The sequence below is a fragment of the Paramicrobacterium fandaimingii genome, from assembly GCF_011751745.2.
Lineage (GTDB): Bacteria > Actinomycetota > Actinomycetes > Actinomycetales > Microbacteriaceae > Paramicrobacterium > Paramicrobacterium fandaimingii.
This window is the reverse complement of record NZ_CP061170.1, coordinates 1200923-1227299: the sequence shown is the minus strand read 5'-3', so window position 1 is coordinate 1227299 and position 26377 is coordinate 1200923. Positions and strand designations below refer to the sequence as shown.

Here is a 26377-nt window from a genome sequence, read left to right as displayed (position 1 = left end):
CGTGCATGTCCAAGAACCGCAGCACCCGAACATTTCTCGGCCGCGGCAACTTCGCCGAGGTCACCCGCGTCGGCGAGATCCTGCGCATGGAGACGGTCGGCGGAATGCTTCTCGTCGGTGCCGCGATCATCGCGATTATCTGGGCGAATTCGCCGTGGGCTGATGGCTATTTCACCGTGCGCGACATCACGATCGGGCTCCCCTCGCTGCATCTCGACTTGACGATCGGGCAGTGGGCGTCCGATGGCCTGCTTGCCATCTTCTTCTTTCTCACCGGTCTCGAGCTCAAGAAGGAGTTCGTGATCGGTGACCTGCGCACGCCGGCAACAGCGCTTGTTCCGGTAGCTGCCGCGTTCGGCGGCGTCGCCGTTCCCGCGATCATCTACGTGATCATCAACCTCGGAACGCCGAGTGGGCTGCAGGGCTGGGCCATACCGACGGCGACGGATATCGCTTTTGCCGTCGCCGTGCTCGCCATCCTCGGATCGCACCTGCCCAGTGCTCTCCGCATCTTCCTGCTCACGCTCGCCGTCGTCGACGACCTCATCGCGATCGTGATCATCGCGATTTTCTACGCCGACGGGTTTTCGTTGGTCCCGCTGCTGCTCACGCTCATTCCACTCGCGGCATACGCTGTGCTCACCCACGTGTTTCCGCGCTTCTTCGGGCGGAGCGCGTGGGCTCCGTGGGTGATCCTGCTTCCCATCGGTATTGTCGCATGGGCCCTGCTGCATTCGTCGGGGGTTCACGCGACGATTGCTGGCGTCGCGCTCGGCTTCGCCGTTCCCGTTCGCCGGATGGCGAAGCACGGCGGTCCCGATTCGGGCCCAGGGCTCGCCGAGGTGCTCGAACATCGTTTGCGCCCGCTGTCGAGCGGGTTCGCCGTGCCCGTGTTCGCGTTCTTCGCCGCCGGCGTCGCGATCGGCGGAGTGGACGGATTCATCTCGGCCGTCACCGACCCCGTCATGATCGGCATTCTTGCCGGACTGGTGCTCGGCAAACCCATCGGCATCACGCTCACCACCTGGCTGCTCACTCGCTTCACGAAAGCGCGGCTCGATGGCTCTCTCGCGTGGATCGACGTCATCGGAGTCGGCCTGCTGGCCGGAATCGGGTTTACAGTGTCACTGCTCGTCGCTGAGCTGAGCTTCGGGCCTGACAGCCCGCACGGCGATCATGCCAAGATCGCGATCTTCACGGCATCCGTTCTGGCTGCTCTTCTTGCCGCTATCGTGCTGCGCGCACGCAACAAGCACTATCGGAAAAATACGGAGGAAGAGAGCGTCGATCTCGACGACGATGGCATTCCCGACGTGTACCAAGGCCGCGACGGCGAATCAGCTCGCGACTGAGACGAGCTCAGTGTTTCGCTTGATGATCAGGCGACGGAGGTAGGGCACAAGCACGATGCGTTCCGCCAGACTCCCGAAGATCGGCGACGCGAGAGTGATCGTGTCGGTCATCCGCGTACCGGTGATGAGCCGTTCGAAGGTGTGCTCGTGCCGAAACAGTCTGAATGGCCCTCGTGCCTGCTGATCCACGAACCGTTCGGGGTGTTCCAACTCGACGATCTCTGAGGTCATCGTGAACCAGATTCCGAAATGACGGGCCCTCCAGGTGACGGTTTCGCCGAGCCCGATCCGTCCCGACCTGACCCCGGCGATTGCTCGTTCCCCCGACTGGGCCATCGAGCTGGCGTGAGCGTCGATGTCCAATGAGATCTCGAACAGTGCATCGATGTCCACGGGAGCATCCGTGACGAGAGTGAAGGTCGAGCTCATGGCCCCATTCTTCCGTGAAACCTTCCGCTGTCGCCACCGAGGCACCCTCCTCCTGTCGCAATTGTCTCCAGGCACCCCGATCGAGTTCCTCTCTGGGAACTGCCTTCCCGAGTGAGATGCCACAAAATGCCCCTTTTCATCGGTGAAAGCGGGGCATTTTGTGGCATCTCACTTTTTGAGCACGGCCGCTCCCAGCTGTGTACGCAGATACCGAGACCCCGCCCGTGTTCGGTCTCGAAAGACCAACTGACGTTGTGAAAAGAGTCGCGTTCGATACACGCAGTAGGGTGTCGCCATGGATTGGCGTAATGACCGCATCGGATCAGCAGCTCGGGGCGAGAACCCGACAGTCATCGCAGAACTGACGAGCGGTTTCGCCGTTATCGGCGACGTACAGTTTCTCCCCGGGTATTGCGTTTTGCTCGGGCGCGACCCCCGAGCACGGTCCCTGGCCGACATGCCGAGGCGGGAGCGTGTGCAGTTTCTCGCCGATGCCGATCTTCTCGCAACAACCGTTGAGCAGTCCTGCCGCGAAATCGACGCGGACTTTCGTCGGATCAACCTCGAGATCCTGGGCAATACCGATGCTTTCGTTCACGCCCACGTGTGGCCGCGCTACCAATGGGAGCCCGAACACCTTGTCCCGAAACCCGTCTGGCACTACGACCCATCAAACTGGAGCAACCCGGCGACCGCACTCGGTCCGGAACACGCCCAACTGCGTTCACGCATCACCGAGACCGTGAGGACGCTTGCGGCACACGACGACGTGCACATCGGCTGACCCGATCTATGTCGTCGCTGTGGCCTCCGGCTCCTTCGGCTTCACCGGCAAAATAGCATCGAGAAGCTGCTGCACCCACGTGATGAGGTCGGCATCGGCCATCACCTGTCCGTTCGGCTGCGGGATCGGCACGATGAGGGCGTTTGCCTGTGTAAGCATCCTCGCCTTTGGGTACATGCGCTTCAGCCGCACCTGAATTGAATCGGGCAGATCCACCGGGGCAAGCCGGAGGTTGGTGCCCATCGTGATCACCTCCGAGAGGTTCGAGCGCTGCGCCCGCTGCCGCAGTCGAGTGACGGCGACGAGGTTCTGCACGCGTTCGGGCAGCGGACCGTAGCGGTCGACGAGCTCGTCGATCACGAGGTCGATCTGATCATCGGCAGCGGCAGGCGCCGCGGCCGCGGAGAGCTTCTGGTACGCCTCAAGACGCAGGCGCTCGCTGTCGATGAAGTCCTCGGGAATGTTCGCGTCGACGGGAATCTCAAGCCGCAGCTCGGTCTGCCCCTCAGCAACGTCTCCGCGGAATGTCGACACCGCTTCGCCGATCATGCGCAGGTAGAGGTCGAACCCCACTCCCGCGATGTGCCCCGCCTGCTCGCCGCCGAGTAGGTTGCCAGCCCCGCGGATCTCCAGGTCTTTAAGGGCGACCTGCATTCCGCTGCCCAGCTCGTTGTTGGCGGCAATCGTCTCAAGGCGATCCTGGGCAGTCTCGGAGAGAGGCTTCTCGCCGTCATAGAGAAAGTAGGCATAGGCGCGTTCTCGTCCGCGGCCGACTCGACCGCGCAGCTGATGCAGCTGGCTCAGACCGTACTTGTCTGCCTTGTCGATGATGATGGTGTTCGCGTTCTGAATGTCAAGGCCGGTCTCGATGATCGTTGTGCAGACGAGTACATCGAATTTGCGCTCCCAGAAGTCGACGACAACCTGCTCGAGAATCGACTCCGACAGTCTTCCGTGTGCGACGGCAATGCGCGCCTCCGGCACGAGCTCTGCCAGCTCGGTGGCGACACGGTTGATGCTCGCGACCCGGTTGTGCACGAAGAAAACCTGGCCTTCGCGCAGCAGTTCTCGGCGAATCGCAGCGCTCATCTGCTTGTCGTTGCGCGGCCCGACGAAGCTCAGAATCGGGTGTCGCTCCTCGGGAGGAGTCGCGAGCGTCGACATTTCACGGATGCCGGTGACGGCCATCTCGAGCGTTCGGGGAATTGGCGTCGCGCTCATTGCGAGCACGTCGACGTTCGTCTTCAGCTTCTTGAGGGTGTCTTTGTGCTCGACGCCGAATCTCTGCTCCTCGTCGACGATCACCAGCCCGAGGTTCTTAAATGCCACTTTCTCGGTGAGCAGTCGATGGGTTCCGATCACAACGTCGACGCTGCCCTGCGCCAACCCCTCGAGCGTCTCACGCGCTTCTTTGTCTGACTGGAACCGGCTGAGCGAACGCAGGTGCACGGGGAAGCCAGCGAAACGCTCCTGGAATGTCTCGCCGTGCTGCTTGACAAGCAATGTTGTCGGCACGAGGATCGCCACCTGCTTGCCCTCCTGCACCGCCTTGAACGCGGCCCGCACCGCCACTTCGGTCTTGCCGAATCCCACGTCGCCCGAGAGCAGGCGATCCATCGGGATCGGCCGCTCCATGTCGCGCTTCACCTCGTCAATTGTGGTGAGCTGGTCTGGCGTCTCGGCAAAGGGGAATGCGTCTTCAAGCTCACGCTGCCACGGGGTGTCCGGCCCGAAGGCGTGCCCCTTCGCCGCCATGCGTGAGGCGTAGAGCTTCACAAGCTCAACGGCGATGTCACGTACGGCCTTGCGCGCCTTGCTTTTCGCCTGCGACCAGTCGCTCCCGCCCATCTTCGACAGGGCAGGCGACTCACCGCCGACGTAGCGGGTGAGCAGGTCGAGCTGATCTGTGGGGACGAGAAGCTTGTCTCCGGGAAAACCGCGCTTCGAGGGCGCGTATTCAAGCACGAGGTACTCGCGCATCGTCTTCACCGCGTTGCGGCCTCCGGTTGACACCTCACGCCGCGTCATCTCGACGAAGCGGCCGATGCCGTGCGTCTGGTGCACAACGTGATCGCCCGCCGTCAGCTGCAGCGGGTCAACGACGTTCTTTCGCCGTGTGGCGAGCTTCTTCACGGCTCGCGAGTCGTATCCGACGGAACGTCCATAGAACTCGGCCTCGCCCACAAGCGCGAACGAGATGCCGGGGAGTTCGAAACCGTGCTCGATGACGGCTTGCACGAGGTACACGACGCCGGTTTCGACAGCATCCGGGAGCTCTTCGACGATGCGCGCCGCGATGCCGCGCTCGGCGAGCACGTCGAGTGCTCGTTCGAGGAGGCCCTGACCCTGCGCCGCCACGGCGATGGTCCACCCCGCCAGGCGGCGCGCGTCGACGTGCCCGATCGCGCCATCGACATTGCCCTGGAAGCTCGGAACGGGGTCGGCGGCGACCCGCACCTCTGTGAGGTCGTCCAGTTCGAGCTCTTCAGGCAGCAGGTCGTCTGGGCGCTGCTGGAACGGGCTGAACGTCCACCACGGGCTCTCAGTCTTCTGCTCTCCCGGGCGCGTGAACGTCACGTCGTCGCGCAGCGCGTTCAACGAGATGAACTCGCCCGCACCGAGGTCAATGGGGGCCTCTGCTCCTGCTGTCGCGGCGCTCCAGGCGGCTTCGAGAAACTCCCGGTTGGTCTCAGAGAGGCTGATCGACCGGGCGACGACCCGTTCGGGCGAGAGCACGGCGACTCCCGTACCCTTGGGCAGGTAGTGCGCAATCGACACGAGCCGATCAAGAAGAGCTGGCGCGAGAGACTCCATGCCTTCGACGGGAATTCCGGCGGCAACCTTCTCGAGCATCGTCGAGAGGCTGGGAAACTCGGGGAGCATCTCTGCTGCACGCTGCCTGACGCCTGCCGTGAGCAGCAACTCCCTGCTCGGCAAGAGGGAGACCTCGCTGTACTCCTCGGTGCTCGAGCGTTGGTCCGACACCGAGAACGGCTTGATCTGATCGACCTCGTCGCCAAAGAACTCGACGCGAACGGGGTGGTCGGCTGTCGTGGGAAAGACATCGAGGATGCCTCCGCGCACGGCGAACTCGCCACGACGTGACACGAGGTCGACGCGTGAGTAGGCCAGCTCGATAAGGCGGGTGACGACCGCACCCATCTCGTGCCCACGGCTTCCCGTCTGCAAGTGGATCGGCTCGATGTCGGTGAGGTCGTGGGCAATAGGCTGCAGGGCGGCGCGCACAGACGCGACGATCACGAGGGGCTTCTCCCCCGACCATTCCGCCATGCGCCAGAGCGCGTCGATGCGGCGGCCGACAATCTCGGAGCTGGGGCTCAAACGTTCGTGCGGCAGGGTCTCCCATGCCGGAAACGCCACGATTTCTGCGTCGGGGGCAAAGCTGGGCAGCGCCTGCTGCACGCTCTCCGATTCACGGCCCGTCGCAGTTACCACGAGCACGGCGGGCGGCTTGCCCGCGGCGCGGCGTCGTTCGATCAGCCCGCCGAGCAGCGCAAGGCGCATGCCCTCGGCTACCGAGAAGTCGGCACTCTGCTCGGCATAGGTGAGTGCGGTCGAATAGCTGGGATCGTGGGCGAGAATTCGGCTGAGGCCCTGGAGTTTCACCCGAGCATTCTACGCGGCACGTACGACAACGCGGGTCAGATCCGCGGAGCGTGAACTTTCTGCTGTGCGGCGACGAGACCATCGTCGACAATCAGCATGACGGCATCCGCGGCATCCGCGATCACAGACGGCAGCACCTGGCGCTCGTCAGCGCCAAACGGACGCAGCACGTAATCAGCGGCGTCTTGCCTTCCAGGAGGGCGACCGATTCCGACGCGAACACGGGTGAAGTCGGCGGATGCCGCTTTGCCGATGTCGCGCAGACCGTTGTGCCCGCCGTGTCCGCCTCCTGTCTTGAGCTTGAGCGACTCGAAGGGAATGTCGAGTTCGTCGTGCACGACGATCAGCCTGTCGACGCCGAGAGAGTAGTAGGCAAGAAGCGCCGCGACGGGGCCACCCGAGGTGTTCATGTACGACATGCTCTTCGCCACGACGATCTTTGGCCCGCCCGGCACCATCCGACCCTCGGCGACGAGGGCGTGGGCCTTGTGGCGTGAGAATTTCGCGCCACACCGGCGGGCAAGTTCGTCGGCGACCATCTGGCCCACGTTATGCCGTGTGTTCGCGTAGCCGGTTCCCGGGTTGCCCAGGCCAACGACGAGCCAGGTGTCGGCTGCCATCTGATTCCTCTCTCACGGACAGGTCGGGCCCGCAGCCGCGCTTCTTTCGAAGGCGTGCAACGGGCCCGGCGCTGTGTGAATTACTCTTCGGGCTCGCTCTCGGCAGCCTCAGCCTCGGCCTCTTCGGCGGCCGCTTCTTCTTCTTCAGACGGAGCAGCAGGCACGGTGACGTGCGCGAGGAACAGGTCTGCTTCCTCGGCGAGCTCTGCACCCTCGGGCAGCTCGATGTCACCAGCGAGAACCTGCGTGCCCTCGACGGCGCCTTCGACGGAGAAGACGAGTCGCTCCGGGATGTTCGTCGCAGCGACGTTGAGGCGAACAGTGTTGACCTCCACCATCAGGATCGTGCCGCTGAAGGATTCGCCTTCGAAGTGCACGGGAACCTCGACGTCGACGCGCTCGCCCTTCTTGATGACGATGAGGTCGACGTGCTCGATGATCTGTGTCACCGGGTCACGCTGAACATCCTTGACGAGCGAGAGGTGCTTCTTGCCCTCAACCTCGAGCTCGATGAGCGCGTTGCTGCGGCGAAGCAGCAGCATCGTCTCGTGCCCGGGGAGCGTGAGGTGCAGCGGCGCCTCGCCGTGCCCATAGACCACTGCGGGAATCTTGCCTGCGGCGCGGAGCTTGCGCGCCGCACCCTTGCCAAACGACTCGCGCGTTTCCGCGCCGAGCTTGAGCTGATCAGCCATGGTGATATCTCCTCGCCGGACTGGCCGGCTGGTTGGTTGGGCACGCGGCCCGATAAACGATTGTGTTGTCGACTCGAACGCGTGTCAGCGTGAGGACAAGCCTGTGCCCATCCACCGCGTCGATCACGGACACCAGTGGAGTCCCTCGCCGAAGTTCAATCCTTGAGTCTACAGCATCACAAATGCGTCACTGCGCAGCCTGCTCGGCAGTGGGCGACGTCTCTCGCAGAGACAACGCCACGACGCGCATCACAACGCCGGAGGTCAGCAAGAAGACGGCGAGCACGGCACTGAACCCGCACAGGCACCAGACAACGGCCGTCGTCGTCGCCCAGACCGGAATGATCGGCACGGTCTCGGGAGTCGCTGCAGACAAGAAGACCCCGAACGCCACCCACATCGTCACCCAGAACAGCCCGAATGCATAGAGAGCGGCGGCAGACAGCCTGCTGACTGCAGCGACAGCGGCGCAGAGAAGGGCTCCGGCGAACACCATGATCACCGAGCCGACCGAGAGGTCTGGCGACGCGAACACCCGGTATTCGACGCCGAGCTGATGCCCGCCTGCCCAGACCAAAGCCGCGCCGGGAATGCTCAGAACTACTGCCGCTCCCATAGCGATGATGCGCCCGAGCGGCGAGACGCGCGAACCCGCTCGGCGACGCTCTCGATGCCCGAGCGCTGCGGCAAGGCAGACGCAGCCCAGCACAAGCACGAATCCGGACGCTGTCGCGAGGCCCGCCACCTCGGCACCGTCGGGGAACACCACCACGTAGACGCCCCGAAGCCAGTTGACCGGGTGCACATCACGACTGCCGATGGAGAACGGAATCACGAGAGCCAGAATCGAGATGAGAATCTCAGCGGATGCCGCAATGATCACGCCGCACGTCGAGACGACCATCGTCGCCGCCGAGATCGCGATCAGCACAAGACCGGCACTGATGCGCAACCAGTCGGCTGAGCCGAACGCCCCATCCCCCGCACCGCCCGCCAGCACAGACGCGCCGCCGGTGAACACAAGACCAAGCCCGAGAAACTGAGAGACAACGGCGACGATCGCGCTCGCAACGCGGCGCTGCCACGGCGGCGCCGTCGCTGCAGACCGCGTGCTCGCCGCAGCATCCGAAATCTCGCTCATGCCCCGAGTGTAGAGGGGTGCACACGTTCAGCACCGACCGACGCTCGATTCAGCGGGCGCGGGCGTCCAATGCGCGCGTGATCTGCCGCCGCGCGTTCTCGACAATGCCCGCGACGGACTGGTCGATGTCAACCTGCACGGCTGGTTCGTCTGCTGCTAACGGCTCGAGCGTGTCGATCTGAGAATCCAGAAGCGTTGTCGGCATGAAGTGGTCGCTTCGCCCCGACATGCGCTGCGCGAGCACATCGCGGTCACCCGTGAGATGCACGAAGATCGCATCGGGCGCCACAGCGAGAATTGCGTCGCGATACGAACGGCGCAGCGCCGAGCAGGCGACAACGGCACCGGTCCCCGACTGTCCCGAGTCGTGCAGCACGCGTCCAACTTCCGCGAGCCACGGCCAACGATCCTCGTCTGTCAGGGGAATTCCCGCCGCCATCGTGGCGATGTTCGACGGCGAATGCAGCGAATCACCGTCGATGAACGGAACACCCATCGCGGCGGCGAGCGCCGACCCGACGGTGCTCTTGCCCGAACCAGAGACGCCCATCACCACGATCTGCGGGGTGCGGGTCTGCGCCGTGGAGGAACTCATCACTACCGAGCTTAACGGCTCACCAGTCATGAACCGTGCCGTCGGCGAGACGGTTGTAGGGCAGGTAGGCCGTTTCGTAGGGGTACTTTCCCGCCTCATCGACGTCGAGCTCGACGCCAAGGCCTGGTTTGTTGCCCGGATGCAGGTAGCCATCGTCGAAGGTCATCGACTGATCGAAGACGGCGTTTGTCTTGTCGCCGTGCTGCATGTACTCCTGGATGCCGTAGTTGTGGATCGCGAGGCCGACGTGCAGCTGCGCGGCGAACCCGACGGGTGAAATGTCTGTTGGCCCGTGGAAGCCGGACTTCACTTGGTACATGGCGGCGTAGTCCATCACCTTCTTGAGCGGGCTGATGCCGCCGAAGTGCGTTGACGCTGCACGCACATAGTCGATGAGCTGCTCCGAGATGAGGTTCTGGAAGTCCCACACCGTGTTGAAGATCTCGCCGATCGCGAGCGGAGTTGTCGTGTGCTGGCGCACGAGGCGCAGCGCCTCTTGGTTTTCGGCGGGCGTGCAGTCTTCCAGCCAGAACAGGTCGTACGGCTCGAGGTCCTTGCCGAGCTTTGCCGCCTGCAGCGGGGTCATGCGGTGATGCCCGTCGTGAAGCAGCGGAAGCTCGGGCCCGAACTCGCCTCGAACCGCTTCGAAGACGGTCGGCACGTGTCGCAGGTAGGAGCGAGTGTCCCAGTCCTCCTGCGAGGGAAGTGCTCCGCGCTGGGCCGGTTCGTGGTCGTAGCGCACGCCCTCGTTGCCAGGCAGCCCCTTGTTCGACGCGATGCCGTAGATGGATTCAAGGCCGGGCACACCGGTCTGAACGCGAATCGATCGATACCCAAGCGACTGGTGCTCGCGGATCGAATCGAACAGTTCAGGAAGTTCCTTACCCGACGCGTGACCGTATGCCATCATGCCGTTTCGGCTCGCGCCCCCGAGCAGCTGGTAGACGGGCATCCCCGCGGCCTTGCCCTTGACGTCCCAGAGCGCCATGTCGACGGCGGCGATCGAAGCCATCGTCACCGGTCCTCGGCGCCAGTAGCCGCTGCGGTACAGAAACTGCCAGGTGTCTTCGATGTTCGATGCGTCGCGCCCGATGAGCAGCGGAACGATGTGCTCGCTGAGATACGCGGCGGCGGCACGTTCGCGGCCGTTGAGCGTTGCATCGCCCAAGCCCGTCACACCATCGTCTGTCGTCAGCTTCAGCGTGACAAAGTTGCGGTCAGGGCTGGTGACAATCACTTCGGCTTTGTCGATCTTCACGTCAGTTGCTCCTTGTGCTTGTTCAGAATGAAAGGTACACCTCAGTCGACCGGTGGAGCAGAACTCACGGGACGCTGGGATTGAAATGCTGCCGTCGACAGCGCAGGATCAATGGATGCCGTCTCGCCACGCTCGCGGCGTGCATCGATCTCGGCAACAATCTCGCGGTGACGGCTGTCAGTCAGAGGGTAGAAGATCATGATCGCAATTGCCACGATCGAGCAGACGAGAGGGATGAGCCCTGCGCCGGCGCGAATGCCCAGCTCCGCATGAGCGGTCTGCTCTGCCGCCCCGGCCGCGTAGCCACCCCACGAGAGCGCAAATGCCGCCAGCGCTCCCCCGATGGCCTGACCCGTCTTGCGTGTGAACGAGAAGAGCGCGTAGATGATGCCTTCAGACCGCACCCCTGTCTTCCACTCGCCGTACTCGACGGTGTCGGCTTCAAGCGTCCAGACGAGCATGTTCACCAGCACGATTCCCAGCTGCGCGATGAGGAGGCCGCCGAATCCGAGCCAGACGAGGTTCGACGGCGTGAAGAACATGATTGCACCGCCCGCAGCCATGATGATTCCCCCGGCGACGTATCCGGCGCGCTTACCCCATGTGCGAACGAGCGTGGGCATGACGGCGGCGAGGCCGAAGGTCATCACGATCTGAGCGACGGAGACAACCGCGTAAAGCGGAAGAGCGTGGAGCACGTCGCGCAAATAATAGAGTTGAACGGTCATGAGCGCCAACATGCCGGTCAGAAACACGAAGGAGCTCAGGCACAGCATGAGCAGCGGACGGTTGTGCTTGAGGGTCGCGAAGCTCTGCTTCATCGAGACGTTCTGCACGTCGCGAACCACCCGCTCTTTCGCGGTGAAGGCTGTGAACAGATAAAGCACCGTGCCCACGCCGACGAAGCCGAGAGTCAGGAACGTGAACGTCGTCTGCAGATCGGCTCCGGGAACGATCAGCGGTGCGACAAACACACCGAGACCGGCACCCACGATCATTGCCCCGATGGAGCGGGCACTTGCGAGCTTGGCGCGCTCACCGGCATCCTGTGTCATTGCGCCCGCAAGCGAGCCGTAGGGAATGTTGACGAGGCTGTACGCAAGACCGAGCGCTGCGTAGGTGAGGTAAGCGTAGAGAAGCATTCCGCTCTCGCCAATCTGCGGCACAGAGAACGTCAGGCATGAGAGCACGAGTAGCGGTACCGAACCGAACATGATGAAGGGGCGAAACTTACCCAGTCGCTTGCTGAAGACGCGGTCGACGATGCGCCCGGCAAAGATGTCGGAGAAGGCGTCGAAGACCCGAACGACGAGCAGGAGCGTTCCGGCCGCGGCGGCTGAGATTCCCGCGACATCCGTGTAGTACACCAGAAGGAACATCGTCGCTGTGGTGAAGGCCAGGTTGTTCGCCGCATCACCCGCACCGTAGCCCACGATGCTCAGCTTTGAGAGCTTCCCTTTCGCGGACTGCGTTTCTGAAACGGCGCTCAACGGACAAGCCCGTCGGTGGCGGTGGCTGCTATGTACATAAAACGGTATGGCTGGAGCATGAGACCTTCCTTCGCGTCATCGCGGGGCTGCACCCTTGCGACATCTCAATTGCCGATTCTCAAGTGAAACACGATCATCGACTTTTGGCAAACGGTTGCCGTTACCCTTTCCTGCATCCAGAAAGTGTTGAGCTCGCTTCGCCAAATTGAGCGACAACCGGTTGCCACGCTCAGAGAATCCTGCCACACTGAAGGAATCCGCATGAACGACGGCCAATCACGGTCGGCATCCAACGAAGGAGACCCAGGTGGCGAAAATCGGCGTACAGGCAATGATGCTGAAAGATAGCTTTGCGGAGGTCGGCCCCTATGAGACCCTTCGAAAGATCACCGATATCGGATATCACGCCGTCGAGATCTCTCAGATCCCGATGACCACAGACAATGTCGATGAGCTCGTGCGCGCCCGGGATGAGTTGGGCATGGACATCGCGTCCCTGTCGACGGGACTGCGCGGCAAGCCGGGGATGCCCCTCGACACGCTCTCAGAGAACTACGACAAGCTCGTCGCTGATTGCCGTCGGGTGAACACGTCGATGGTGCGCATCGGCATGCTCCCCTTCGATGCGATGGGTTCGCTCGACAAGGTTCTCGAGTTCTGCGATGACACGAATGAGTATGCGAAGCGCCTCGCCGACGATGGCATCCGCTTGTATTACCACAACCATCACGTTGAGTTTGCGAAGTACGACGGGAAGCTGCTGCTCGACATCATTGCCGACAGGGCTCCTGACGTCGGTCTGGAACTTGATGCTCATTGGATTCAGCGTGGCGGCAAGGATCCAGCGACGACGATCAAGCGCTACAGCGACCGCGTAGCGATGATCCATCTCAAGGATTACCGCATTGGGCAGGTGCCGGATGAGGCCTTCACGGCGCTTGACTCGGGTGATTTTGCCACTTTCATGCAGGCGTTCATCGGCGTTGTGCAGTTTGCCGAAGTCGGCGAAGGAAATCTCGATTTTCCCGGAATCATCCAAGCTGCGCTCGACAGTGATGCTGAGTATCTGCTTGTCGAGCAGGATCAGCTTTACGGCCGTGGCGTCTTTGACTGCCTGCAAACGTCCTACGACAATCTCGTCGATCTCGGGTTCAGCAAACTGTTCTGAGTATTCTCGTCACCTTCTTAACGCGCGCCGGGCACACCTCAGAGCGCTTCGAGCTGTTTGACTCGTGCGTTGGGTGTGTCGGGGCCGCCGCGTACGTCAGGTGCGCGGCCCGGTATCTCGCCCGGCGTCGGGCGGGTCACTGTCGTCGTCTCCGGGAGCGCGTCGCTGCCCCAGATACCGTCGGTTCACGTACCAGTCTGGTGGGGTCAGTCTGGGGTGGCCGTTTTTGTCGCGGGTGAGGGACCATTCGCCGCGTTCCAGCAATCTGTGGTGAAACCAGCAGACGATCAGGCCATTTGCAACATCTGTTCGGTCGCCGTTTTCCCATCTTTGCACGTGATGCGCTTCACACAACCAGGCGGGAATGTCACAGTCGGCAGCCGCGCAGGTGTTCCCATCGCGGGCGATCAACGCCAAACGCTGCTTCGCCGTGAAGAACCGTCTGGCGTGCCCGAGGTTGAGCACGTCACCATGTTCATCAATGGTGACGTTCATCGTGTCGCCATCGCACTGCATCTGTGTCACAAAGCTCATCGGCAACGGTGCTGGTGTTCCTGGAGACCAGGCAGCACCGGTACTGTTCTCCAGATCGTCGTCTTTCACCGTGACCATCACTGTTGGGCCACGGCCGTGGAGTTTCGGTGTGGAGTGTTGTTTCCCGACACCGCCGATGATTGACGTGAACACGTCGGCGCGTTCCTGCTGCCTTGTCCGTTCTTCGGGTGCTTGCTTGGTCGCGGCGAGCTCTTCAGCATGCATAAACGTCGGCGAGGTTCTCTTCGACATGCACGCGTCAAACACGGGTGTCACCTGCGCTGCCTGCTCGGGAGAGAGCACCCCGGTGATTTTCATCGATCCGTCGTCTTGGTGTTTGAAGACCAGCTTGCGTGCCTCATGGAGTTCTTCTGCTGTGGGTTCGACACCGTCAGGGTCCAGAGCAACACGAAACAAGCGGGCCTGCTGCCGCACAGCATCCGCCGTGAACGGCACTTCACCGTACGCACCCGTCGCATTACCGATCAGCGTTTTCTCGGCCCAGTCGATCTGCTCTGGGGAAACCCGGGGCAGAATCGGTGCCAACGTGCTGGTGATCGACTCGGCCACATCCAGACCAATCGTGCCTTCCGACAACGCCTGCGCGGTCTGAGCGAACACCGGGTCGAGAGGCAGACCGGTGTCGGACACTCGCGGTGTGGTGTGTTTCGCGACTGTCGCGAACCGATACGCTGTGGAGTTCTTCGCCCCCGTGATCACCTCAAACAATGCCGTGGGGCTCTTCGCACCGTGACGAGCAGCGAGACCATCAAACCCGGCATCCGTGTCCGACCGCCGGGCAATGTCTCCGACGTTTGAGATTTGGCGGCCTTCGATGATGCGGCTGCTGTTTCCCAAAAGGCCCGTGTAGGTCAACAGTGTGTTGGCGGAGAGACCGGCCGGGTCGATCGACGCGAGTCGTGACGCGGCAGAAAGCAAATCTTCCGCAGCCTCCACAGCAACAGCATCCGGACCCCCATTGGGTTCAAAACCAGGTGCCGTGACTGCTTCGTGCATGACCAGAGTATCGCAGGACCCACCGACACTCCCACCGACAGAACACCCGGTCAACCACCCATTGTGGATAACTCGTGAAAGTTCTCACCTGTGGACGAAGAAACAGCGAAGCTACTCGCGACGGTCAGGGCCGAGAGCTCTCCCGCACAGCTCCGCTGGAGCCGCGAATAATCAACTCAGTATCGAGACCCTGAGTAGCAAGCCGCGCTGCGGCACCGTCTGGGCCTTCCTCAATCAGCTGAAGCGTCTGCCTCACAGCGAGTCTTCCGGCATCCAGAAGCGGCGATCGCACCGTGGTAAGCGGAGGAGACGTGAAGTCAGATCCGAAGATGTCGTCGAAGCCAAGAATGCTGAACGTCCCGGGCACCGAAATGCCCTGCTCGGCCGCCGTGCGCATGAGTCCGATCGCCATGAGGTCGTTATACGCAATCACAGCCGTTGCCCCCGAAGCGATGACGCGTGAGAGCAGAGAACGCCCACCATCGATCGTCGGCTCTTGCGGTGCCGTTGACGTGATTGTCATTCCGCGCGCTTGAGCGCCCTCCTGAAGAGTCTCCCAGCGGTGGCGACTCATCCATGACCCTGACGGGCCAGAGAGAAACACGAGATCAGTGTGCCCCAGAAGCTCGAGGTGCGCGAGTGCCTGGTCGATGCCCGGCCCAATATTCGGCGTCACACTTGACACACCGTCGATCTGCCTGTTGATCACGACGAGCGGCTTCTCCTCGGCGAGCGCTTTGATCGCTTCGTCAGTCAAGCGGGAGGTTCCGAGGACAAGCCCATCGACGGCCGGTTGGATGCGTTGCGCCGACGCGGCTTCGCGCTCGCCCGACTCTTGAGACTCCGAGATGACCAGCGTGTAGCCTCTCTCGGCTGCGGCTTTCTCAGCCCCACGGACGATGCCGAAGATCACCGGGTTCGTAATGTCAGCGATCAGCAGGCCGAGGGTGTTCGTCCGCCCCGTCGGCAACGCTCGCGCCATGGGATTGAGCCGATAGTTCAGCTGCTTTGCGGCGTCGTGAATCTTCGCTTCGGTCTTGACGTTGATGCGGCCGGGCTGGCTCAGCGCACGTGACACTGTGGAGGGATTCACTCCCGCAAGTTTCGCCACATCGTAGATTGTGGGCGCAGAGCGGGCCTTCTTGCGTGCAGACGCGGGGTTACTCGCCACCGGTCATCTCCATTCCCCGTTCGGCCGAGGCTGCAGACAGCAACCCGACTCTACGGTAATACACCACCGCCGCGGGAGGCTCACACCGCGGCGGTGGCGTCAGCATCCTGTGACTTCAGTGCAGCGAGTCGCTTGCGTTCGTCTCGGCGCTGCTGCTGGCGATCGGGGTCAGGAACCGGCGAAGCAAGCAGAAGCTTTTGCGTGTACGGATGCTGTGGATCCTGGGTCACTTGACCGGCATCGCCCTGCTCGACGATCTCTCCGCGATACATCACAGCAACTCGGTGACTGATGTGGCGCACGACATCGAGGTCGTGCGACACGAACAGGTACGACACACCGGTGTCCCGCTGAATCTGCAGAAACAGATCGAGCACTGTCGCCTGCGTCGTGAGATCGAGCGCCGAAACCGGCTCATCGCACACGATGAGCTTGGGTGACAGAGCAAGCGCACGCGCGATCGCCACGCGCTGACGTTGACCTCCAGAGAACTCGCGTGGCTGCCTGTGCAGCGCATCGCTGGGAAGGCTGACTTGATCGAGCAGCTCTTTCACCCGCGCCTGAGATTCTTTCGGCCCGATGCCCTGGATTCCCAGGGGCTCGGCGAGAATGTCGCCGATCTCCATCGCCGGATTGAGCGATGTGTATGGGTCTTGAAAAACAACCTGCAGGTGGCGACTGAGCTTCTGTCGCTGCGCACGCGATGCGTGGCTGATGTCTGAACCGTTGAAGGCAATCGTTCCAGCCGACACCGGCGCGAGTCCCAGCACCGCACGACCGAGGGTCGTCTTGCCCGAGCCGGACTCCCCCACAAGGCCGAGAGTCTCGCCTTCGCCAATGCTGATGGATATATCGGTGAGTGCGCGAAATGGCTTCGCTCTGAAACCCTTTCCCCGGTAGTCAACGTTGAGCGAGTCCACCTCAAGGAGCGGCTTCTTCGTGTCTGCAGCATCCATCATGATTGCAACCCTCCTTCGGCGGTGACGAGCATGGTCATGGGCCTTTTCCCCTCGAGCATCGAAGACAGCAGCGTCTTCGTGTACGGGTCCTGCGGGTTGCGCAGAACCTCGCGCACCTCACCGGTTTCGACGAGCCGACCCTGCTGCATGACAACGACGCGGTCGCAGAGGTCGGCCACGACACCGAAGTTGTGCGTGACGAGGATCACGCCGACGCCGAGGCGCTTCTGCAGATCGCGAATGAGATCGAGCACGTCGGCCTGCACTGTCACATCGAGAGCCGTCGTCGGTTCGTCGGCAATGATCAGGTCTGGTTCGCAGCTGATCGCACCCGCGATGAGCACACGTTGGGCCATGCCACCAGATACTTCGTGCGGATACGCATCGAATGTACGCTGCGGATTGACGATTCCAACGTCGGTCAGCAGCTGCAGCGCACGCTTCTTCGCCTCGCGCTTGCTGATGCCGAGAATGCGCACCATTGGAGCGACGAGCTGCGACCCGCAGGTGTACGCCGGATCGAGGTTCGACATCGGCTCCTGCGGAATGTAGGAGATGCGCTTGCCTCGCAGCTTCGACAGCCGCGACTGGCTCACGGTCTCTTCGCCGGGGGCCACCGTGTAGTTACCGTCGAATTGGATGCTGCCCGAGACGATGCGTGCCTCATCGGGAAGCAGGCCGAGCATCGAGAATGCCGTCTGTGACTTCCCCGACCCCGATTCACCGACGATGCCGAGGACTTCACCGCGATCCACGGTGAACGACACATCGCTCACGACCTCCTTGACGGTGCCCGCTGCCTGGGGGTAGCCCACCGCGAGGTGCGAGACCTCGACAAGATGGTCGCTGGATGCGGGCGCAGGAACTGTGACGCGCTTCGTCGACGTCAGCGTGTTCTTGCGCGTTTTCGGCGTCGCAACCTTTTCGCGGTCTTCAAGGGCATCGCGCACGGCATTGCCGAGAAGCACGAGAGCACCGATCGCGAGTCCGATCACGACGGCGGGCCATACGAGGAGCGTCGGAGCGAGGTATACGTTGGCGAACCCCTCGGCGAGCATGACACCCCATGTCGCGACGGCCGGGTCGCCAAGACCGAGAAACTCCAGTCCCGACTGAATGGCGATCGCGACACCGCAGACGACGGCCGTCTGAATGATGATGGGGGCGCGAACGACAGAGAAGATGTGCCGGGCGATGATGCGTCCGTCGCCCAGTCCCGAGACGCGTGCGGCATCCACATACAGTTCATTGCGCACGGACTGCACGGCCGTGCGCGTCAGCCTGAAGTAACCGGGGCTGATCACGACGCCGAAGGCGATCATGGAGATCCAGACCGACGGGCCGAAAGCGGCACGGATGGTCAGCAGCAAGATAATCGCAGGGATCGCCATCAGCACATTGACTACCCAGTTCGAAACGGAATCGAAGAATCCGCCGTAGTACCCAGCGATGAGGCCAGAGGGGAGCCCAAGCCCAATCGCGACGACGGCGCAGAGCGCCGCCGAGATCAGCGTCGTCTGGGCACCGAGCACAATTCTGCTGAACGTGTCGCGGCCCGCACTGTCTGTTCCGAGAAGATTCGTCGCGTCGGGGCTGGCCAGTGTCTTGGAGATGTTCGCAAAGTTCGCGTCGAAAGGTGCGATCCACTGCGCGAAGATCGCGACGATGATCAAGACACCGAGCACCGCGATCGCGATCGCGCCCATCGGGTTCTTCAGCAGCTTGACGAAAATGTGCGTGCGGGCGATCGTCGCCTGCGACGCTTTTACCTCGATTGGTTCGCTCATGAGACACGCACCTTGGGGTTGAGCCACCCATTCGCCAGATCGACGAGCAGGTTGACGATGATGACAATGATGACTGTGTAGATGACCACGCCCATGACCAGCGGGGTATCGCCAAGAACCGTTGACTGCACGGCGAGGGCGCCCATGCCGGGGAGAGCGAAGATCTGCTCGATGATCACGACGCCGCCGAGCATGCCGATGAAGTGCAGGCTCAGCACGGTGAGGCCGGCAGGAGCAGCGCTCCGGAGCACATGCTTAAAGAGCACCACGGTTTCGGGAATGCCCCGACTGCGCAAGGTGCGCACATAGTCTTTTTCGAGTTGCGCGATGACCGCACTTCGGATCTGCTGAGCGGTGCTGGTCATGCCATTGAGCGCAAGGGCGATTGCGGGCAGCGTGAGCGAGAGCACCCAGGCACTTCCCGGGGCTCCCGGTTGAATGCTGCTTGTCGCGGGAAACCAGGCGAGGTTGATTGCGAAGATCGTCACGAAGATGACCCCGAGCACGAAGCTGGGAATGGCTTCGCCGACTACCGCTCCCACCTGAACGACACGGTCGATCCAGCCTCGCTTCACAGCCGCTGCGATGCCGATGAGCGTGGCGAAAATGGCGATCGCGATGATGGCGACGATCAGCAGCGTCAGCGTGACGGGCAGTCGTGTGAGAAGCGACTCGGCGACACCCTGGCTCGTGAACCATGAGACCCCGAGGTTGCCGGTAATCGCCTGCGAGGCCCACTCGCCGAACTGCACGATGATGGGGCGGTCGAGGCCCAGCTCATGTTCCTTGGCCGCGACCTGGTCCGGTGTCGCATACTCACCGAGGATGTTTCGGGCGATGTTTGATCCCGAGTAGTACAAAAGGAAGAACGTTGCTACGGAGATCGCGACGAGAACGGTTATTCCCGAGACGATGCGCTTGATGATGAACGTCAGCATGATGTTGATCCATTACTGGTCGCCGATGAGCGGTGGGGGAAGCTGCGCTTCCCCCACCAGACATCAGGAGACCGGGGAATAGTTGTACAGGTTCGGAACGGCCTGCTGCACCTGCGGTTCCACGGTGACCTTTGAGTCGTCGCTGTAGTACAGCTGGTTCACGCGGTACCACGGGGCGAACCACGCGTTGTCTGTGACGTACTGGTTCACATCCTTTGCGAGCTCGCCGCTCTTCTCGCCGCCGAAGTGCACGGCATCGATGTAGCCAGCGATCTCATCGTCCGTGGTCTTGAACGGGTTGTATGCGGCATCCGTTGAAATCATCTGACGGATGGCCACCCACGGCTCACCCTGGAAGATGCTGAACCATGCAACTGCGTACTTGCCCTGAATGATGTTGGGTACGTAGTCGGCGATCGTCGCGGACGTGAGCTTGACTGTGATGCCGACGTCAGCGAGCTGCTGCTTGGCCATTGCCATGAACGTCTCGGTGTCGGGAAGCATCGGGATCTCGAGAGTGAAGCCGTCGGCATAACCTGCCTCGGCAAGAAGTTCCTTTGCCTTCTTCGGGTCATATGCGTAGGCGTCGTCAAGCTCGGGAATGTACGCTTCCGTCGTCTTGCCGAAGACCTGTGAGGTGACTTCACCCTCGCCGAGCAAGGCTTCGTCGAGCATGGTCTGCCGGTCAAATGCATAGTTGATCGCCTGGCGAACCCGCACGTCCTCAAGCTCCGGTGCGATTGCACCGTCGCGGTCGAAGAGAAGAAGGCCCTGCCAGTCAACGGGGTAGCTCGTCTTCTTGAGCCCCTTCTTGTCTGCCTGCTTGCTGGTCTTCGGGTCGAGGAGCGTGGCATCCACCTGTCCCGAGACGATGGCATTCACACGTGAGGTGACTTCGGTCAGCACCTTGAAGACGACCTTGTCGTACTTCTGGAGGTCGGGGTTCCAGTAGTCCTCGTTCTTCGTGAACGTGAACTGTGATCCGTTGACGGACGCCTTCTTGTCAAGAATGTACGGGCCGCTGCCGACGGGAACTGTCTTGACGCCGTCGGTACCCAGCACGTCGGGGCTTCCCATGAATCCGGCTGCCTGGCTGAGGTAATAGAGCATCGCGGGGTCGGGCTCGGTCAAGGTGATGTCGATCGTGTCATCGTCGACGACATCTACTGATTTGATCGATTTCCCCTGGTTGGCGTCGGGACCGTTCGCCTCAGTGAAGTGATCGAGGTTTGCCTTTGCCGCCTCAGCGTCGAAGGTCGCACCATCGGTGAAGGTCACGTCATCGCGCAGATCCACGGTGAGCACCGTGTTGTCGTCGTTGTACTGCCACTCCGTGGCGAGCATCGGCGAGAGGGTGCCATCTGGCTCGCGCAGAATGAGCGTGTCGTACGCAGCCTGGTAAATCTGCATCTGGTGACCCAGGTGAGCCTGTGCCGGGTCGAATGAGTTGATGTTCTGCAGTACGCCGAGAGTCAGCGTTGTGGGGGCCGAGCCCGAGCCGCTGCTCGCGGCTGAGCCGGAGCATCCGGTGAGGGCGAGGGAAGCTGCAGCGACGACTGCCGCCGAAACCACCAGGGGTCGAAACTTCATTGTTTTCTCCTTGAGAGGATTCTCTGCTGTGAGGGCAAGCGGTTGCCAAATTACGCGAGACTTCCGCTGTGTTGTGCCAACGTTAGAGCACAATTCGCGCTGTGGCAACCGCTTGTCAAAAAATGTGACTTTGCCGATACATGGATGCCGAAGCACGGCCTGTAGCCCCCGCATTCATGCGGAGGCTACAGCGTGGCTGGGTTATGAACGCGTGACGAACGCACCCTCGGCCTCAATGCGCGCATTGAGCCCTGAAAGATAGCGTTCTTCATCGAAGTCGACCATGTCGACTTCCTCGCCTGTCCATGCCGAAAGGTGCATGGCGTTGGCCAGGCGAACACCGTTGATGCCGTCGGGACCAGGGGCGATCAGCGGCGTGCCGTCGAGAATGTTTGCAGCGAAGTTCTGCATCACGGTGGCGTGCTGCTGGCCCCACACCGACTCGTACTCGGTGACTTCCGTCTCATACAGCGCGTCGGCGTCGAGTTGGCCGGTGAAGAGCTTGCGCACGTCGTCCATGGACATGTCCTTCGAAAGCTCCTGCTCCGGTGCTTTGAGGCGCGTGATCGTCACCTTCTTCGAGCCTTCGACAACAATCTTTCCCGCGTCGAAGAGCATCTCGAGACGGTCGGTTCCGACAAGATCGTGCGTCGCCGTCATGAAGTGGCCCGTCGCGCCGTCACCGAAGTCGACGAGGGCATTCACCTCGTCTTCCACAGCGATGTCACGACGGAAGCCGAAAGCGAGCTTCGCGAAGCACTTCTTCGGAACGCCGCACATCCACTGCCACAAGTCGAGCTGGTGCGGCGCCTGGTTCACGAGAACGCCTCCGCCCTCGCCGCCCCAGGTGGCACGCCAATCCGACTGGTCATAGTAGCCCTGCGGTCGCCACCAATTCGTAATGATCCACGACGAGTGGCGCAGCGCACCAAGTTCGCCCGAGGCGATGAGCTTCTTCAGGTCGACGTACAGCGGGTTCGTGCGCTGGTTGAAGAAGACGCCGAACGTGAGCTCTGGCTTCGTCGCCGCATAGTCAATCACCTCGCGGGCCTGCTTCGTGTAGACGCCGACGGGCTTTTCGAGCAGAGCGTGAACTCCGCGTTCAAGGGCCGCAATGCCCATCTCGGGGTGCAGGTAGTGCGGAACGCACGTGACGACAGCGTCCACGTTCCCAGATTCGATCATGGCGATGTAGTCCTCGTAGAACGGAACGCCGAGTTCATCTGCCCGGTCTTTCTTATCGGGCAGAATGTCGCAGATGGCGCCGATCTCCATGTTCGGCACCATTCCGTCGCGGATGAAGGTGGCGTACATGCCGCCCTCCATTCCGAGGCCGATGATGCCGAGGCGAATCTTCGTGTCTGTCATGCGTTGATACTCCGTTTCGATGAGGACAGTGTGGACGTCACGTGCTCGGGGTACGACGAGGCGTAGACGTCGGAGATGATCTCGACGGTTCGCGCGGCCTCAGCTGGCGTGATCCAGAAGGCGTGCGGTTCGTCGAGGCGCGTGTAGAAGTCAGTGATGAGCCGCTCGTGCGAGACCCCCCAGTAAGATCGCTCCCCCGTCGCGGTCAGCTCTAGGTCAACCGTCTCGAGCGTTCCGTCATTCCAGCGCACCGTGAGATTCTCTCGGATGCTGAGATGACCGTGCTCGGCGACGATGTCAATGGTGACGGGCTCGTTCGCCGTATGCGCGAGCGTGGCGTAGAACACGGACTGCGCGCCGTTCTCATGGCGAAGGGTCATTTCAGCGGTGTCTTCGACCTCGATCGGCAGTGCACGTGTCGCGGCACTGCCGCTGACGGAGTCGACCGGTCCGACAAGCCACTGCAGCAGATCAAGGGTGTGGATCGCCTGATTCATCAGCAGGCCTCCTCCCCCGTGCTCCCACGTTCCGCGCCACGGCGCTGCTGCGTAGTACTCGGGGGTGCGGTGCCAGATCACTGTGCCCGACGCGCCCGTCACCTCGCCGAGCCGCCCAGAGTCCAGAATCTCTTTCGCCGCACGAACGGGGGTGTTGTAGCGGTTCTGAAAGCACACAGCGATCTTCGCGGTGCTGCGCTCGGCAGCGGCGACGACGGCAGCCGCCTGCTCGGGGTCGCGCGCGACGGGCTTCTCGACAATGACGTTGATGCCGAGATCGAGCGCGTCGATCACCGCGGCGGCGTGCTGTGAATGCGGAGTGCAGATGTGAACAACGTCGGGCTTCGCCGCCTCGAAGAGGTCACCGTGGGTCGCGAAGCCGGGAACGCCGAGGCGCGTCGACGCGGCGTCGAGGCGGCGTGCGTCGACGTCGCAGATCGCGACGAGCTCGGCATCCGGCATCTTTGCAATCGCATCGAGGTGCAGCGCCGAGATGTCGCCGCAGCCGATAACGGCAGACCGCGTCATCGTGTACTCACCCCCGCCTCAGCGAGAAGCCCGGCAAATGCTCGGGCAGCCTGCCCGAAAGCCGCGGGACCCGAGAATCCGCCGAGTGCATGCGCTTCATCCAGATGCGGCTCGAGGGAGGCGAACCCGGTGTACCCATCGTCTTTCAAAGCGGTGATCGTCTTGAGCACCTGGCCGTCGCCTTCCCCGGCAGGGACGACGCCGCCGGTTGCCGCGACAGCATCCTTCACCTGCAGGTAATCGAGGTACGGGCGCAATAGTGCATAACCGTCATCGTGCGGGTGCGTCACGCCGACCTGCACGAAGTTTGCGCTGTCCCAGGCAAGCCGAAGGGCCGGCGAACCGACGGACTCGACGAGGTCGAGCACACGCTCCGGTGTATCGCCGTAGATGTCCTTCTCGTTCTCGTGCAGCAGCGTGACCTTTTCACGCTCAGCCTCGGTCGCGAGCATCCGCATGCGCACCATGACGGCGTCGCGCGTACTGTCGACCGATACCCCTTCCCCACGGAAGAATGAGAATACCCGGATGCTGTCGGTGCCCAGCGCGTGCGCGACGCGGATGATCCGCTTCAGTCGCTCGACCTCGAGATCAGGATCAAGCGAAACGTCGACTTTGCCGATCGGCGAGGCGATCGCCGAGACACCCATGCCCGCGTCCGTCAGCATTGTGGCAAGCTGTGCGAGCTGATCGTCGTCGAGATCGACGACGTTCGTACCCCACGCGCTGCGCACTTCGATGTGCTGGGCGTCGAGGGCCTTGAGCACGGCGATCTGAATGGCCGGATCCGGGTCGATCTCGTCACCGAACCCCGAGAGGGTCCACGTCACTGCGCTGTCTGTCATGGTCTCGAACCGCCTTCGCTCGTTCACATCTGCGGGAACCTTGCGCGTGCAAGGCAATCATGCACACTCTAAACATCAGTCGTCGCTTTAGCAACCGCTTGCCATAATTGAGAATAGCTTATTCGATGTGTCCGAGATGAAATACGCGAACTTCGTATTGAGCAAGTGGCAACCGATTGACAAAACGGGGTGAGCGGGCGAGAATATGTGGCGTAGCCCTCTCTATCGAATGAACGAGGAAAAAGTCATGGTCGACCTGTCCCGCGCGCCGTTCTCTCTCTCACCCGACGCCATCGCGTGGGTGGAGAGCACCCTGGAGTCGATGACGCTCGATGAGAAGCTCGGCCAGCTGTTCATCAACCTCAACACCTCGTTCGACGAGGGCTACCTCGACGCGGTCATCGCCGAGCGCAAGGTTGGCGGCATCCGTTTCATGGGCGCCCCTTCTGCCACGGTGCAGGCGCACGTTCGCTACGCGCAGTCGCAAGCGAAGGTTCCGCTGCTCGTGGCATCGAACCCCGAGATGGGCGGCGCGGGAAGCATCGACGACGGCACACTCGTCACATCGCACCTCGGCGCCGGCTCAAGCCCCGACCCAGACGACGCTTATCGGCTCGGGTACGTCGGAGGTCGCGAGACCGCGGCGCTCGGCTGCAACTGGGCGTTTGCCCCCATCGTCGATATTCATCGCAACTGGCGCAACACGGTGATTGGCACACGCTCATTCGGCGACAACGCCGACATCGTGATCGAGCGCGCCAAGCGGTACTTTGACGGTCTGAGCGAGTCTGGTTCCGCAGCGGCGATGAAGCACTTCCCCGGTGACGGCATCGACGAGCGCGACCAGCACGTTGTCACCACGTACAACACGCTGGGCTACGACGAGTGGAACGACAGTTACGGCCGCGTGTACCGCGAGCTCATCGAGCACGGCGTGCAGTCGATCATGATCGGTCACATCGGCGCCCCTGACCTGTCTCGGCACTTCAGACCCGAGATGACGGATGCCGAGATCAAGCCGGCGACTCTCGCCCCCGAGCTTCTGCAGGATCTTCTGCGCGGCGAGCTCGGGTTCAACGGTCTGATTCTGACCGATGCGTCGATGATGGTCGGCATGACACAGGCGATGCCGCGCCGAGACGCCGTTCCCGCCGCCATCGCAGCCGGCTGCGACATGTTCCTGTTCTTCCGTGACCCGGCAGAAGACCTCGCCTACCTGCGTGCGGGCATTGAGAACGGCGTCGTCACGGAAGAACGCCTGAACGAGGCGCTGCTCCGCGTGCTGGGGCTCAAGGCATCGCTCGGCCTGCACGAGACGCCACGCGACGAGCTCGTTCCCCCGGTCGACGCCCTCGAGGTGATCGGAAGCGACGAGCATCGCGGCATCGCGGCATCCGTCTCAGAACGTGCCGTGACGCTGGTGAAAGACACGGCGGGCACGCTGCCGCTGACCCCGCAGACCCACCGCCGCATCCGGCTGTATGGAATTACGGGGCAGTCAGACTTCACGGGAACTGACCCGAGCGGCTATCTCGACATCGCGAAAGAAGAGCTCGAGCGCGTTGGCTTCGACGTGCACGTGTTCAAGAACGCGCTGCAGCGGCAGGCCGAAGGCGAAGAGGGCGTGTATTTTCACACGGTCATGGCCGACGAGGCCTCCGGTGACTATGCCGAGAAATACGACGCCGCTCTCGTGTTCGCGAACGTCGCCGGTTTTGCCCAGGAGGCAACGGTGCGCATTCACTGGTCGACGCCGATGGCAGCCGAGATCCCCTGGTACGTCACCGAGGTTCCCACGGTTCTCGTGTCGCTCAACCAGCCGAACCACCTGATCGACGTGCCGATGGTGAAAACGCTCGTGCACGCGTACACACCGAGTCGCGAGTCGATCAGAGCCTCGATCGAGAAGATCACGGGCGCGTCCGAGTTCACCGGCACGTTCAACGAGAACGTCTGGTGCGGCGATACCTGGGGAACCCGACTCTGA

21 protein-coding genes are annotated in these 26377 nt (G+C 62.3%); 4 read left to right on the top strand and 17 right to left on the bottom strand.

The window, feature by feature from the left end:
* Positions 1-5 precede the first annotated feature (5 nt).
* Positions 6-1352 (top strand): Na+/H+ antiporter NhaA, encoded by a 1347-nt coding sequence (nhaA, locus tag HCR84_RS05895; RefSeq protein ID WP_166984272.1) that lies wholly within the window; start codon positions 6-8, stop codon positions 1350-1352.
* Here nhaA and HCR84_RS05890 read toward each other — a convergent pair.
* Positions 1338-1781, bottom strand: a complete 444-nt coding sequence (locus HCR84_RS05890; RefSeq protein WP_166984273.1) for an SRPBCC family protein — start codon at positions 1779-1781, stop codon at positions 1338-1340. The two genes, nhaA and HCR84_RS05890, sit on opposite strands and share 15 nt — an antisense overlap.
* A 295-nt stretch (positions 1782-2076) precedes the next feature.
* Here HCR84_RS05890 and HCR84_RS05885 point away from each other — a divergent pair, with 295 nt between their 5' ends.
* A complete protein-coding gene (locus HCR84_RS05885) occupies positions 2077-2565 on the top strand; it encodes an HIT family protein (RefSeq protein ID WP_166984274.1) in 489 nt (162 codons plus the stop codon).
* Between the two features lie 6 nt (positions 2566-2571).
* Here the strand turns inward: HCR84_RS05885 and mfd are convergent, their stop codons facing one another.
* From mfd to uidB, 7 genes are all read right to left on the bottom strand, one after another.
* Complete coding sequence (gene mfd / locus HCR84_RS05880; RefSeq protein WP_166984275.1) at positions 2572-6192, bottom strand: transcription-repair coupling factor; 3621 nt, start codon at positions 6190-6192, stop codon at positions 2572-2574.
* 35 nt (positions 6193-6227) lie between these two features.
* On the bottom strand, positions 6228-6812 hold the full coding sequence (gene pth, locus HCR84_RS05875) for an aminoacyl-tRNA hydrolase (RefSeq protein ID WP_166984276.1): 585 nt from the start codon (positions 6810-6812) through the stop codon (positions 6228-6230).
* 80 nt (positions 6813-6892) lie between these two features.
* Positions 6893-7504 carry a 50S ribosomal protein L25/general stress protein Ctc gene (locus HCR84_RS05870; RefSeq protein ID WP_166984277.1) on the bottom strand — a complete coding sequence of 204 codons (612 nt, stop codon included), beginning with the start codon at positions 7502-7504 and terminating at the stop codon, positions 6893-6895.
* A 187-nt stretch (positions 7505-7691) separates the two neighbouring features.
* Positions 7692-8645, bottom strand: coding sequence for a hypothetical protein (locus tag HCR84_RS05865; protein WP_166984278.1), 954 nt, complete (start codon positions 8643-8645; stop codon positions 7692-7694).
* A 49-nt stretch (positions 8646-8694) separates the two neighbouring features.
* Positions 8695-9240 (bottom strand): gluconokinase, encoded by a 546-nt coding sequence (locus HCR84_RS05860; RefSeq protein WP_166984279.1) that lies wholly within the window; start codon positions 9238-9240, stop codon positions 8695-8697.
* 19 nt (positions 9241-9259) lie between these two features.
* Positions 9260-10498 carry a D-mannonate dehydratase ManD gene (gene manD / locus HCR84_RS05855; RefSeq protein WP_166984280.1) on the bottom strand — a complete coding sequence of 413 codons (1239 nt, stop codon included), beginning with the start codon at positions 10496-10498 and terminating at the stop codon, positions 9260-9262.
* A 41-nt stretch (positions 10499-10539) separates the two neighbouring features.
* Entirely contained in the window at positions 10540-11988 is a 1449-nt protein-coding gene (gene uidB / locus HCR84_RS05850; protein WP_166984281.1) for a glucuronide transporter, read from the bottom strand.
* A gap of 307 nt (positions 11989-12295) precedes the next feature.
* On the opposite strand from uidB, the gene HCR84_RS05845 reads away from it, so the two are divergent.
* On the top strand, positions 12296-13156 hold the full coding sequence (locus HCR84_RS05845; protein ID WP_244972576.1) for a sugar phosphate isomerase/epimerase family protein: 861 nt from the start codon (positions 12296-12298) through the stop codon (positions 13154-13156).
* A gap of 96 nt (positions 13157-13252) precedes the next feature.
* Here HCR84_RS05845 and HCR84_RS05840 read toward each other — a convergent pair whose 3' ends face one another.
* From HCR84_RS05840 to HCR84_RS05800, 9 genes are all read right to left on the bottom strand, one after another.
* The gene (locus HCR84_RS05840; RefSeq protein ID WP_166984282.1) at positions 13253-14707 is read right to left on the bottom strand and encodes an HNH endonuclease signature motif containing protein; all 1455 of its coding nucleotides are present in this window, start codon (positions 14705-14707) and stop codon (positions 13253-13255) included.
* Positions 14708-14831: 124 nt separating this feature from the next.
* Positions 14832-15878, bottom strand: coding sequence for a LacI family DNA-binding transcriptional regulator (locus tag HCR84_RS05835; protein ID WP_166984283.1), 1047 nt, complete (start codon positions 15876-15878; stop codon positions 14832-14834).
* An 80-nt stretch (positions 15879-15958) separates the two neighbouring features.
* Positions 15959-16837 carry an ATP-binding cassette domain-containing protein gene (locus HCR84_RS05830; RefSeq protein WP_434063554.1) on the bottom strand — a complete coding sequence of 293 codons (879 nt, stop codon included), beginning with the start codon at positions 16835-16837 and terminating at the stop codon, positions 15959-15961.
* Positions 16834-18624 carry a dipeptide/oligopeptide/nickel ABC transporter permease/ATP-binding protein gene (locus HCR84_RS05825; RefSeq protein WP_166984284.1) on the bottom strand — a complete coding sequence of 597 codons (1791 nt, stop codon included), beginning with the start codon at positions 18622-18624 and terminating at the stop codon, positions 16834-16836. Before HCR84_RS05825 ends, HCR84_RS05830 begins: the two co-directional genes overlap by 4 nt.
* Positions 18621-19562, bottom strand: coding sequence for an ABC transporter permease (locus HCR84_RS05820; RefSeq protein ID WP_166984285.1), 942 nt, complete (start codon positions 19560-19562; stop codon positions 18621-18623). The genes HCR84_RS05825 and HCR84_RS05820 overlap by 4 nt, the downstream gene beginning before the upstream one ends.
* 63 nt (positions 19563-19625) lie before the next feature.
* Positions 19626-21152, bottom strand: coding sequence for an ABC transporter substrate-binding protein (locus tag HCR84_RS05815; protein WP_166984286.1), 1527 nt, complete (start codon positions 21150-21152; stop codon positions 19626-19628).
* A gap of 201 nt (positions 21153-21353) precedes the next feature.
* Entirely contained in the window at positions 21354-22520 is a 1167-nt protein-coding gene (locus HCR84_RS05810; RefSeq protein WP_166984287.1) for a Gfo/Idh/MocA family protein, read from the bottom strand.
* Positions 22517-23545, bottom strand: a complete 1029-nt coding sequence (locus tag HCR84_RS05805) for a Gfo/Idh/MocA family protein (RefSeq protein ID WP_166984288.1) — start codon at positions 23543-23545, stop codon at positions 22517-22519. The genes HCR84_RS05810 and HCR84_RS05805 overlap by 4 nt, the downstream gene beginning before the upstream one ends.
* Positions 23542-24390: a sugar phosphate isomerase/epimerase family protein gene (locus HCR84_RS05800; RefSeq protein WP_166984289.1), complete on the bottom strand. Its 849-nt coding sequence runs from the start codon at positions 24388-24390 to the stop codon at positions 23542-23544. Before HCR84_RS05800 ends, HCR84_RS05805 begins: the two co-directional genes overlap by 4 nt.
* Before the next feature lie 247 nt (positions 24391-24637).
* On the opposite strand from HCR84_RS05800, the gene HCR84_RS05795 reads away from it, so the two are divergent.
* Positions 24638-26377 (top strand): glycoside hydrolase family 3 protein, encoded by a 1740-nt coding sequence (locus tag HCR84_RS05795; protein WP_166984290.1) that lies wholly within the window; start codon positions 24638-24640, stop codon positions 26375-26377.